Consider the following 10,577-nt stretch of genomic DNA (forward strand, 5'->3'; position numbering starts at 1 on the left):
AGCAGCGCCACAACTGCGGTCGCCGCGACAACCCAGCGGACGGGCCGCGTGCGCATACGCCTCCTCGGGTGCATCGACGGCATTACCTGTTCAGGCTGGCCGGACAACCGTCCGCCCGACGACCCAGGTTAGCGTGCGGCATCCTGTCTCCTGTAGTCCGGCCTCTTCTACACCTACCATCCGACGCGGCGTCAGACCGCTGGAAACGGCGCCCGACTCGTGCGATTTCGCTGCCTGCGCGCCATCTGGCAGACTTGGGGGGGTTGCCTCCAGCAGTCGCGGGCCGGGCCCCTCCCGGCTGTTGCGAGTTGCGACGAGACGCCCGAAACCATCGGCTCGGTCTGCTCACCCGCTGCGGCGCGAGCAGCCGCCGCAGCCGCAAGCCGCAAGGAAGTGTCTGCCGACATGAACACGCTGGACTTCGTCGACAAGGGTTCACTGCGCGACGACATCCCCGACTTCAGCCCCGGCGACACGGTCAACGTGCACGTCAAGGTGATCGAGGGCGCCAAGGAGCGCATCCAGGTCTTCAAGGGCGTGGTGATCCGCCGGCAGGGGGGCGGCGTCCGGGAGACGTTCACCGTCCGCAAGGAAAGCTACGGCGTCGGCGTCGAACGGACGTTTCCGGTGCACTCGCCCAACGTCGACCACGTCGAGGTCGTGACCCGCGGCGACGTCCGTCGCGCCAAGCTGTACTACCTGCGGGAACTGCGCGGCAAGAAGGCCAAGATCAAAGAGAAGCGCTGATGCGGGTGTGGCTCGCGCCGGCGCGGACGGCCCTGGCTACGCTCAGGTGGTGACCGAAACCCCGGACTCGCCGCCCGAGCGTCAACCCGATTCCGGTCCGGCGGAACCCATCGCGACCGAGGATTCCGCCACCCCGGGCGCTGACGCCGGGGACAGCGACGAGCGCAAGAAGCCGGCGGTACTGCGCGAAGGCGTCATCCTGACGGTGATTGCGGTGGTGCTCTACTACCTGATGCTGACCTTTGTGGCGCGGCCCTACCTCATCCCGTCGGAGTCGATGGAACCCACGCTGCACGGGTGTTCGGGCTGCGTCGGGGATCGCATCCTGGTCGACAAGATCATCTACCGTTTCAGCTCGCCCCGGCCCGGCGACGTCATTGTGTTCAAGGGTCCACCGTCCTGGAACGTCGGATACCGATCGATCCGATCGCACAACGCGGTGGTGCGCGCGATCCAGAACGCGCTGTCGTTCGTGGGCTTTGTGCCGCCCGACGAGAACGATCTGGTCAAGCGGGTCATCGCGGTCGGTGGGCAGACTGTGCAGTGCCGGTTCAGCACTGGCCTGACGGTCGACGGCGCACGGCTCAAGGAGCCGTATCTGAACCCGGCCACGTTGATGGCCGAGCCGTCCTCCTACCCCTGCCTGGGCAACGAGTTCGGTCCGGTGACCGTGCCGCCGGGCCGGTTGTGGGTGATGGGCGACAACCGCACGCACTCGGCGGACTCCCGCGCGCATTGCGTGAGCAGCCCGGCCGAGGCGCTGGAGGGCGTGCTGTGCACCGGCGATCCGATGTCGGGCACCGTGCCGGTGGGCAACGTGATCGGCAAGGCCAGGTTCATCGTGTGGCCGCCGGGGCGGTGGGGTGTCGTGCACTCGGTGAATCCGCAGCAGAATCAGTAGCATGCCCACCACCTGGCCGCCCCGGACGGTGATCCGCAAGTCTTGCGGCCTGCGCACCCTGGAGGCGGCGCTGTACCGCAGTGGGCTGGGGCCGGTCGCCGGGGTCGACGAGGTGGGCCGCGGCGCGTGCGCCGGGCCGCTGGTGGTCGCGGCCTGCGTGCTGGGGCCGATCCGGGCGGAAAGCCTTGCGGGCCTAAATGATTCGAAGAAGCTCACGCCGCAGGCGCGGGAGACGCTGTTCCCGCTGATCCGTCGCGCCGCGTTGGCCTACCACGTGGTGGTCATCCCGCCGGCCGAGGTCGACCGGTGCGGGGTGCACGTCGCCAACATCGAGGGCATGCGCCGGGCGGTCGCCGGCCTGCCGCTGCGTCCTGGGTACGTGCTGAGCGACGGTTTCCGGGTGCCGGGGTTGCCGATGCCGTCGCTGCCGGTCGTCGGCGGAGACGCGGCGGCGGCCTGCATCGCCGCGGCCAGCGTGCTGGCCAAGGTCAGCCGCGACAGGATGATGGTGGCGATGGACGCCGACCATCCCGGCTACGGTTTCGCCGAGCACAAGGGCTACTGCACGCCTGCGCACTCGGCGGCGCTGGGCGAGCGGGGCCCGTGCCGCGAGCACCGGTATTCGTTCGTCACCGTCGCGCGGGCGGTCGCCGGCTGCGGATCGGACCGGCGTGACGACGGCGGGTGGGGAAAGATGGGGGCCGGGCAGTGCGAGGAGAAGGACGGCTGAGCAGATGAGTGCCGAAGATCTCGAGAAGTACGAAACCGAGATGGAGCTCTCGCTGTACCGCGAGTACAAGGACATCGTGGGCCAGTTCAGCTACGTGGTGGAAACCGAGCGGCGGTTCTATCTCGCCAACAGCGTCGAGATGGTGCCGCGCAACGCCGAGGGTGAGGTGTACTTCGAGCTGCGGCTGGCCGACGCGTGGGTGTGGGACATGTACCGCCCGGCCCGGTTCGTCAAGCAGGTGCGGGTGGTCACCTTCAAAGACGTCAACATCGAAGAGGTGGAGAAGCCCGAGCTGCGCCTCCCGGAGTAGGCGCCGGGCCGCGGCTACCGGTCGTCGTCGAAGATCAGCTTGCCGCGATGCTCGATGACCGACCGGGCGACGTCGGCGACCTTGATGTTCATGTCCTGGGAGTAGCGCCGCAGCACCTCGAACGCCTGGTCCTCGGAGACCCCGTGCAGCAGCATCAGCATGCCGACCGCCTTGCCGATCTCCCTGTTGCTCAGCAGCCCGCGGCGCAGGGTGGTGGCGTCTTCGCCGTGGGCGATCGCGTTGAGGGCCACGCTGGCGAACGACACCAGCACGATGGCCCGTCCGGCGGACTCGGTGTCGAACACGTTGGCGGTGTCGCTGAACAGGTTCAACGCCGCGGCTTTACGCTCACCGACCCGCAGCCGGAATCCCATGGCGCCGCGCACCGGCGTCTCGGCGAGGAGGCGGGCGGCCAGCCGGGGCCACTGGCTCGGTGTCGTCAGGTCCGTTTCGATCTGGGGTGCCTCCTCCTCGATCGCGTCGATGCACGGGCCGTCGCCGACACGCCGTTCCAGGTCGTCGATGTGCTGGGCGATCTGATCGCTGGCGCCGACGGTGACGTAGCGGCCGTCGCGACGCACCAACAGGCTGGCGTGGTCGCATCCGGGAACCACCAGCGTCGCCGCCACGCAGATCGCGGCGTACACCTCGCGGGGGTCCGCGCCCTGATAGATGATCTCCGCCAGCGCGGCGAAGACCGTCGCCGGATCAGTCGCCGCGGTTTGCACTGAAACGCCGGAATTCGCCTGGTCTGACACGTTTTCTCGCAATCTCGGGAGCTGCGCCATCGACACCGGTTGTCGTGTGCTGAAAGCCTGGCGGTCGACCGATCGGATCTTTCGATCCAGTTATACCGGGTACCGTCGCAGCGAGGTAGTGACCCGATCCACAGCCTACGCGCCGAGAACGAGGCCGACGCCGGACGGAGGAGTCAGGGCCGATGACCGCAGAGGACAGTGACGTCGCCGGGGCGGGCGACCGAGCCTGGTTCACCCCCGGCGTCGGCGCGGTCGGCGCCGCGAGCTTCTTCTCCGACACCGGTCACGAGGTGACGACGTCGGTGCTGCCCACATTTCTGACCAGCACGCTGGGAGCTTCGGCGGCAGCACTCGGGATCATCGACGGCGTCAGCGACGCCCTCATGGGTGTGATGAAGCTGATCGGCGGGCCGCTGGCCAACGACCCCGGGCGGCGCGGACGGGCCGCGTCCGGCGGGTATCTGGGCACCGCCCTGGCGACCGGGGCGATCGGCGCGGCGGCGACGGTGTGGCAGGCCGGCGGGCTGCGTGCGATCGCGTGGTTGTCGCGCGGTCTGCGGTCGCCGGCCCGCGATGCCCTGCTGGCGTCGCTGAGCCCGGAGTCCGCGCGGGGCAGGGCATTCGGGCTCGAACGCGCCGGGGACAACCTGGGCGCGGTGGCGGGGCCGTTGCTCGCAGCCGGATTGGTGGCCTGGGTGGGGGTACGGCCCGCGCTTTACCTGGCGGCGATTCCCGGGCTGTTCGCAGCGGTGGCGATCATCGTGGCCGCTCGAGAGTCTCGCCGCCGGGTCCGCGCCGATGGCAGGCGCGCACCGCGCCGACTCGAGTTGCGTGCGCTGCGCGACGCCGGCATGCTGCGGGCCTTGCTGCCGGTTGCACTATTCGAATTCGGCAACGTCGCAACGACCATGCTGATCCTTCGCGCCACACAGTTGCTGAGTTCCCCGCAGCGGTCGGTGAGTGCGGCGACCACGCTGGCGATCTTGATCTACGCGGGACACAACGTCGTCGCGACGGCGGCATCGCTGACCGCTGGGCGCTGGTATGACGGAACCGGGCCGCGCGCGGTGTTCGCGGCCGGTGCCGCGGTATACGTGATCGCCTACGGCGTGTTCGCTGTCGGGGCGCACAGCCCGGTCGTCATCGCGCTCGGTTTTGCGGCGGCCGGGGCGGGCATCGGACTGGCCGAGCCGACCCAATCGGCGGTGACCTCCCAGTTGCTTCCCGATCGGCTGCGCGGCAGCGGATTCGGTGTGCTGGGGGCGGTACAGGCCACCGGCGACCTGGTGGCGACGGTGGTCGTCGGAGTGCTGTACACGGTGGTGTCGCCCACTCTGGCTTTCGGTTACGCCGCGGCATGGATGTTGCTGGCGCTCATCGCATCCGGGATGCTGCGGCCCGCGGCAGGCCGAGGACAAGCGCCGATCGGCTGAGGCGTCAGCCGGATCGGACAGGCTGGTCGTCCGGGTGGGCGGGGATGCCGAAGACCCGGCGGAACGAATCCTCGCCGTGGCTGGTCGGCTCAGGCTCTGCGGGTAACAATCGGAATGTGCGCGTGCCGTCGGGACGACGCTGCGCCCGCAGAAACAAGTCGGCCGGGTCGTGGCGGGCGTACAGGCTGTGGGCGAGATCGTAGAGATGGGTGACGAACACGACCTTGACCCCACTGTCGACCATGGCCGCCACGATGCCGCGTGCGATTTGCGATCCCTCGCGCTCATTGGTCGCGGCGAAGGATTCATTGCACAACAGCAATGACGCCGGCCCGACGTGATCGGCGATGCGACTCATGCGGGCGAGTTCTTCGTCAAATTTTCCGTGCGTCAGCGTGGCGTCTTCTTCCCGTTTGAAATGCGTGAAGACGCCGTGTCGAACGTCGGCGCGAAACGATTCCGCGGTGACGAACATGCCGGCTTGCATCATCACCTGCGCTGCGCCCACGCTGCGCAGGAATGTCGTCTTGCCGCCCTCGTTGGCGCCGGTGATCACGATCAACGACGTGCCGTCGGCGTCGACGTCGTTGCCGGTGACCGGTGCGGCCGTCGTCAGGCACAGCCCCACGTCGCGCAGGTCGCGACACTTTAATTGCCTGTCGCCGATCGGGGCGGGGACCGGAAAGCAGGTCGGCACACCGGATGTGGCGAGCGCGTCGCGCAGGTTGACGCACCCGAGGTAGAACGCGAGTTCGGTGCGCAGCCGCCCGAAGAACACCTGGACGTGGTCCGCGGATTGGGTGACGATGTTCGCGACGTCGTTGATGGCACGCCCGGCCAACTCGGTGAGGGCCTGGGCGCCCGCCTGGTCGCGGTCGCCGACGACGAATCCGCACGCGTCGCTGTGATGTCCGACCAGTTTTTCCCACCAGCTGCGCCGGGGCGCCTGGTGGAAGACATGCCGCTGGCCCTTGTTACCCGGTCCCAGCTGCGCGCTGAGCAGAACTCCACGCGGCAGGTGCAATTCGCCCAGATGCTCGTCGAGCCGGCTCAGGTAGTCGTCGGATAGCTGGTCGGCGACCATCGCACCGAGCTGCTGAAAGCCGGCCGACCGGAACCGGCCGGCATGCTCGTCGCACAGGCTGCGCAACTGCTTGAGATGCCCGGCGAGCAATTCGAGGATCCGGACGGAGCGGCGCAGGATCGACTCCGGGTTGCGCGACATCAGCCCGCCGAGGAAGACCTTGCGCCGCACCTCGGCCCCGTCAACCGCGATGTCGTACATCTGTTGCACCACAGAGCGATTGGCCAGACAGTCGGACAGCACCTGCTGGCGGTAGACGATGACGTCCGGATCGGCGACGGTCAGCGGCACCACTTTCTTGGCGGTCTCGAGCAGAAATTCGTCACCGGCGGCCATCGCGGTGTAAAGCCGCGGCAATTCGAGGTCCACGTCGATGAGGTCACGCAGCTGCCACGGCAGCGCCGGCTCCAGGTCGGGGTCGCGGTCGGGGTGCAGCAGACGAACTCTCACCGGCTGATCCTTCGTCGCAGCGTCTCGTGATCGAGCCCGTATTTGTCGGCTAACGCGGTGGCGTAGGCCAGACCGTCGGCGGGGCGCCGGGTGAATTTGAACGTTCGCCGGGTCGGATCATCCGGCGCGACTTCACCGACCATGCTGACGCACACCGGGTCGAGGCCGGCCAACTCGTCGAGGAAGCCGACGTAGACCGCGACACAGCCGAGCCTGATGATGCGGTGCAGGACCTCGGTACCGATCAGCAGCGCATCGTTGACGGTGGTCGACGAGAAGCTTTCGTTCATGATGATGATGCTGGCGTCGGTGGCGCGCGACAGGACGTCGTGAATGCGCTCCAGCTCGTCGTCGAGCTTGCCGTGCAGTGTCGACAGCGATTCCTGCCGTTCGAAATGGGTATAGATCTGGTCGGGCAGCGTCAGCCGGGCCCGCCTGGCAGGAACCGGACAGCCGAGCGATGCGAGGTAGACGCATTGGCCGACCGTCCTGGCATACGTCGTCTTGCCACCCTGATTGGGACCGGTCACCACGAAAATCCGCTCGGCCCCCGACAACGCGAAGTCGTTGCAGACGACGGCCTTGTCCTCGTCGATCGATTTGACTGCCAGCGCCAGATCGAAGGCGTCGTCAACGGAAACGGAACCGGTTTCGGCGGTGATTTCCGGATAGCTGAAGGTCAGGCCGGCTGTCCGGAAACGGCTGACGAAGGCCAGATAGGAGAGGTAGAAAAGGATTTCGTGATCGAATCGGGCGATGGTGGGCTCGAGGAAATCCTTGTGCCGGTCGCTGAAGGCGGCCAACGACTCGAAGGTTTGCGGGTAAAGCCTGGCGACGCACTCAAGGATTTGTTCCTCTACGTGGTTCATGTCGGGGTGGTCGGGGATCGGAACGCGGTAGTCCTTACTTGCCTCGATAGCGAATCGTTCGAACGTCGCTACGATCTCGCTGCTGTAATCGGTTTGGCCGTCGAACTTTTCGACATGAACGGCAAGTCCGTGGATGTGCACGATGTAGCGGACCTTGCGCAACTCGGCGTGCATGGCATCGGTCTGACCTACCAGCGTCTGAAAGACGTCGCTCTCGATGTAGTCAGACACAAAGTCGGCGAACCCGCGTAGCCCCCGAGAAGCCGGCCGGAGGTTGGCCAGATCCTGGTGCAGCGCCACCACAGCCGCGCAATAGACTTCGACCGCCTCGACAAACCAGCCTTGCCGTTGCAGGGGATGCCACACGTGCTCGGCGTGGTGCAGACGGCGCCGCATCGTGCGCATGCCGTCGACGAATGCCTGGATTACCCGACGCGTGTGGTCGCGCTCGAGATCGTGGAAGACGTCATGGCGGTAATCGAGTGTGGGCACGTCGCGCAGCGGTGCATAGAAGAACCTGTCGATGCCGGCGGGGTGGCCGGACGTCACCGCCGCAACGATCTCGTCGAGGTGCAGATCGGCAGAGCAATCCGGTGCCGTGTCAGCGCCGGCCGTCGCGTCGCGATGGGGGGAGAGGATGCTGGAAAATCTCGCCATGTGTCGCTCGCCCGCCTTCTACCGCAAGGCCCTCACGGGGAAGAAGCCATCAGCCGGTGGCGCCGCCGGGGCGAGCGTCGTCGCCTTCGCTCCGCGCTACCGGCCGATCTGGCCATGAGCCCAGTCCATCACGGTCTGGTACTGATCGGGGCACAGTTCGGCGGCGGCGGCGCCGAGTAATTGCCCGGCATGGCGAGGCCTGAAGCCGGCAGTGTCCTCGAGCATCGAGATCGTCGACGGCACTGGCGTGCCGTCGCGTAACGAGTCGCACGCGGCTTGGCCCCAGTGCAGGGCGTCCGTGGGCGACATGACGCTGATGTCGGTATTTTTCAGCCGGGTCAGGTAGTCCGACTCGCTGGCGCCTGCGGGCGGGGCCACGACGATCGCGGCGACGGCGAGCCCGCCGGCGAGTGCTGCAATCCTGAACATGTTCCGCCTCCTTTCGATGTGACTTTTTTTGATGTGCCTTTTTTGAGGTGACTTTTCCGATGTGACGCCGCGGGATCAGACAATCCGCTGTTTGAGCTTGGTGAATTCCTCGTCGGTCAGCACTCCGGAGTCACGGAGTTGCGCGAGAGCGCTCAGTTCGGCGACGATTCCGGTCACGGGGCCGCCACCGGCCGGTGATCCGTGCGGCGGTTGTGCGCGGTCGCGACTCGCGGACGCTCTAACCCGGTCGTGTCGGCTCAAGCCGGCGGTACCGCCGAGAGCACGCCCGGCCATCCCGGCGAGGGCCATGTCGCTGAACACACTCTCGGACGTGCCCGCCAACGCTGCGGGGGCGGCGCTGAGGCTCGCGCTCGGCAACTGCACCGCGACAAGCCGGGTCGCCGGAGCGGCCGCAGCCCAGCTCGTTGGCGCCGACAATCCTCCGATCGAGTACGCCTGGCCCAGACCGGCGGCAACCGGCGGGGCGGCGGCGGTGCCCAACGCTTCCGAAGCCGCCGACCCGAACCTGCTCGCCGGCCCCGCGGCGCCTCCGCGGATGGCCCCGTGGGCCGCCTCGTTCGCCGCCAGTTCCTCGGTCAGCGCGACGTTTCTGCCTGAGTAGGCGGCCGAGGTGATCGAGGCGGGCGCGCTGGTACTCGACGCGCCCGTGGCTGCCGACGCGGCGAAAATGTCGATGATCGCGGGGAGCGCCGCCAGCGAGGCCACCGAGGCCACCGGGGTCGCGGATGAGGACGCCGCACTTGAGGACACGCCCGCTGCCGCGACGCCCTGCAGCGCCTGGGTTCCCGCGGCCGCGCCGGCGGCGTGCGCGACGGCGGCGGCCTGGCCCGCCACCCCGGCCGGATTGGTGGTGGCCGTCGGCGAAGTGAACGGCGTCAACGCCGTCGCCGCCGCCGAGTGGCCGGCATATCCGTACATGGCGACGGCATCTTGGGCCCACATTTCGCCGTAGTGGGCCTCGGTGGCCGCGATCGCCGGGGTGTTCTGGCCCAGAAAATTCGTCGCCACCAACGCCATCAGCGAAGCGCGGTTAGCCGCAATCACCGGCGGCGGCACCGTCATCGCGAATGCGGCCTCGTAGGCGGTGGCGGCCGCTCTGGCCTGCGAGGCCGTCTGCTCGGCTTGTGCGGCCGTGGCGGTCATCCACGCCACATGGGGTGTGGCCGCGGCGGCCATGGACGCCGATGTCGGTCCCAGCCACGGTCCGCTGGCCAGTCCTGATATCACCGAACCGTAGGCGGCGGCCGTGGAATGCAGTTCGGCGGCCAGCTCGTCCCAGGCCGCTGCGGCCGCCAGCATCGGTCCCGAGCCGGGACCGGCGTACATTCTGGCCGAGTTGACCTCCGGCGGTAGCAGTGCGAAATCCATGGCAGTGCAGCCCCTTAGCGAATCAGCCGGTAGCGGCGGCGTTGGCGGCCTCGGTAGCCGCGTACGACCCGGCGCTGGTTGCCAGCGTGTGTACGAACATTTCGTGGATCGCTGCGGCCTGGGCGCTGACCGCCTGGTACATCTGTGCGTGTGCGGCGAACTGCGCCGCGGTCAGCGCCGAGACCTCGTCGGCCGCCGCAGGGACCACGCCCGTTGTCGGAGCGGCGGCAGCCGCGTTCTGGTCGGTCATCGCCGCGCCGATGCCCTGCAGGGCGCCCGCCGCCGATGCCAACGCTTCTGGATTTGTGGTGACGAATGACATGAGAATCCCTCCCTCAGAGCGTTGAGGCGGCTGCGCCCCGGTGTGAGCACCTGAAAATCTGTCGAGTGTGCGGTTTCGTACGCGACGCGCCGGCGCTGGCGTACGAAACCGCACACTCGACGACTAGCTCTGCTCGACGCGAGCGCCGACCAGGGCTTTTGCGCAATTTTCGCGTGAGGTGTTCCGAAGACGGTGGATGAAATCGTTTGACAGCCAGTCCAGTTGGGCGGCCGGCAGCCGCAGATCGGCGCCATTCCGAACGGCCAACCGGGCGAGGCGATTTGGGCGCACGCCATCCGGAGCGGCAAACATGCTGTCCCGGGGTCGCGCGGTGACGCGCCAAAGAAAAATAAGCGAGAAGCGCCATGCTCCACACCTGCCTTCCACCGTGTGTTTCACGCGGTAGAAGCTATTAGCCCAGGTGGGGCAGTTGTGGCGAGCTCCATCGCCTGCTCAAGAGCATACCTGAGGTTTCACGTCGATCGCAAGGACACGGCG

At 67.7% G+C, this 10,577-nt stretch carries 12 protein-coding genes and 1 riboswitch; of the genes, 5 read left to right on the plus strand and 7 right to left on the minus strand.

Annotated elements, in window-relative coordinates; genetic code table 11:
- Positions 1-405: 405 nt before the first annotated feature.
- The 4 genes from rplS to ABDW21_RS00250 are packed head-to-tail and all read left to right on the plus strand — an operon-like array spanning position 406 to position 2,688.
- On the plus strand, positions 406-747 hold the full coding sequence (rplS, locus tag ABDW21_RS00235) for a 50S ribosomal protein L19 (RefSeq protein WP_343599296.1): 342 nt from the start codon (positions 406-408) through the stop codon (positions 745-747).
- A 49-nt stretch (positions 748-796) separates the two neighbouring features.
- Positions 797-1,648, plus strand: a complete 852-nt coding sequence (gene lepB, locus ABDW21_RS00240) for a signal peptidase I (RefSeq protein WP_343599295.1) — start codon at positions 797-799, stop codon at positions 1,646-1,648.
- A gap of 1 nt (position 1,649) precedes the next feature.
- Positions 1,650-2,378, plus strand: a complete 729-nt coding sequence (locus tag ABDW21_RS00245) for a ribonuclease HII (RefSeq protein ID WP_343709901.1) — start codon at positions 1,650-1,652, stop codon at positions 2,376-2,378.
- Between the two features lie 4 nt (positions 2,379-2,382).
- Positions 2,383-2,688 (plus strand): DUF2469 domain-containing protein, encoded by a 306-nt coding sequence (locus ABDW21_RS00250; protein WP_343599293.1) that lies wholly within the window; start codon positions 2,383-2,385, stop codon positions 2,686-2,688.
- 14 nt (positions 2,689-2,702) lie between these two features.
- Here ABDW21_RS00250 and ABDW21_RS00255 read toward each other — a convergent pair whose 3' ends face one another.
- On the minus strand, positions 2,703-3,416 hold the full coding sequence (locus ABDW21_RS00255; RefSeq protein ID WP_343599292.1) for a GAF and ANTAR domain-containing protein: 714 nt from the start codon (positions 3,414-3,416) through the stop codon (positions 2,703-2,705).
- A gap of 212 nt (positions 3,417-3,628) precedes the next feature.
- On the opposite strand from ABDW21_RS00255, the gene ABDW21_RS00260 reads away from it, so the two are divergent.
- Positions 3,629-4,879 (plus strand): MFS transporter, encoded by a 1,251-nt coding sequence (locus ABDW21_RS00260; protein ID WP_343709902.1) that lies wholly within the window; start codon positions 3,629-3,631, stop codon positions 4,877-4,879.
- A gap of 4 nt (positions 4,880-4,883) precedes the next feature.
- Here the strand turns inward: ABDW21_RS00260 and ABDW21_RS00265 are convergent, their stop codons facing one another.
- The 6 genes from ABDW21_RS00265 to ABDW21_RS00290 all read right to left on the minus strand — a co-directional run bounded on the left by ABDW21_RS00265 (position 4,884) and on the right by ABDW21_RS00290 (position 10,478).
- Complete coding sequence (locus tag ABDW21_RS00265) at positions 4,884-6,413, minus strand: DNA mismatch repair protein (protein WP_343709903.1); 1,530 nt, start codon at positions 6,411-6,413, stop codon at positions 4,884-4,886.
- Positions 6,410-7,939, minus strand: coding sequence for a DNA mismatch repair protein MutS (locus tag ABDW21_RS00270; protein WP_343709904.1), 1,530 nt, complete (start codon positions 7,937-7,939; stop codon positions 6,410-6,412). The genes ABDW21_RS00265 and ABDW21_RS00270 overlap by 4 nt, the downstream gene beginning before the upstream one ends.
- A gap of 96 nt (positions 7,940-8,035) precedes the next feature.
- Positions 8,036-8,368, minus strand: a complete 333-nt coding sequence (locus tag ABDW21_RS00275; RefSeq protein ID WP_343599285.1) for a DUF732 domain-containing protein — start codon at positions 8,366-8,368, stop codon at positions 8,036-8,038.
- A gap of 75 nt (positions 8,369-8,443) precedes the next feature.
- Positions 8,444-9,757 carry a PPE domain-containing protein gene (locus ABDW21_RS00280; RefSeq protein ID WP_343599283.1) on the minus strand — a complete coding sequence of 438 codons (1,314 nt, stop codon included), beginning with the start codon at positions 9,755-9,757 and terminating at the stop codon, positions 8,444-8,446.
- A 22-nt stretch (positions 9,758-9,779) separates the two neighbouring features.
- Complete coding sequence (locus ABDW21_RS00285) at positions 9,780-10,079, minus strand: PE family protein (RefSeq protein ID WP_343599281.1); 300 nt, start codon at positions 10,077-10,079, stop codon at positions 9,780-9,782.
- Positions 10,080-10,202: 123 nt separating this feature from the next.
- Positions 10,203-10,478 carry a hypothetical protein gene (locus ABDW21_RS00290; RefSeq protein WP_343709905.1) on the minus strand — a complete coding sequence of 92 codons (276 nt, stop codon included), beginning with the start codon at positions 10,476-10,478 and terminating at the stop codon, positions 10,203-10,205.
- Positions 10,476-10,538: riboswitch (Fluoride riboswitch) on the minus strand. (Overlaps the previous gene by 3 nt.)
- Between the last annotated feature and the right edge of the window lie 39 nt (positions 10,539-10,577).

Source organism: Mycobacterium sp. (assembly GCF_039583805.1).
Classification (GTDB): domain Bacteria; phylum Actinomycetota; class Actinomycetes; order Mycobacteriales; family Mycobacteriaceae; genus Mycobacterium.

Bases quoted from the DNA above. Each gene is read 5' to 3' on its own strand.
- ABDW21_RS00250 (WP_343599293.1), top strand. From the start codon at position 2,383: ATGAGTGCCGAAGATCTCGAGAAGTACGAAACCGAGATGGAGCTCTCG.
- ABDW21_RS00245 (WP_343709901.1), top strand. From the start codon at position 1,650: ATGCCCACCACCTGGCCGCCCCGGACGGTGATCCGCAAGTCTTGCGGC.
- ABDW21_RS00285 (WP_343599281.1), bottom strand. From the start codon at position 10,079: ATGTCATTCGTCACCACAAATCCAGAAGCGTTGGCATCGGCGGCGGGC.
- ABDW21_RS00280 (WP_343599283.1), bottom strand. From the start codon at position 9,757: ATGGATTTCGCACTGCTACCGCCGGAGGTCAACTCGGCCAGAATGTAC.
- ABDW21_RS00270 (WP_343709904.1), bottom strand. From the start codon at position 7,939: ATGGCGAGATTTTCCAGCATCCTCTCCCCCCATCGCGACGCGACGGCC.
- ABDW21_RS00260 (WP_343709902.1), top strand. From the start codon at position 3,629: ATGACCGCAGAGGACAGTGACGTCGCCGGGGCGGGCGACCGAGCCTGG.
- ABDW21_RS00275 (WP_343599285.1), bottom strand. From the start codon at position 8,368: ATGTTCAGGATTGCAGCACTCGCCGGCGGGCTCGCCGTCGCCGCGATC.
- rplS (WP_343599296.1), top strand. From the start codon at position 406: ATGAACACGCTGGACTTCGTCGACAAGGGTTCACTGCGCGACGACATC.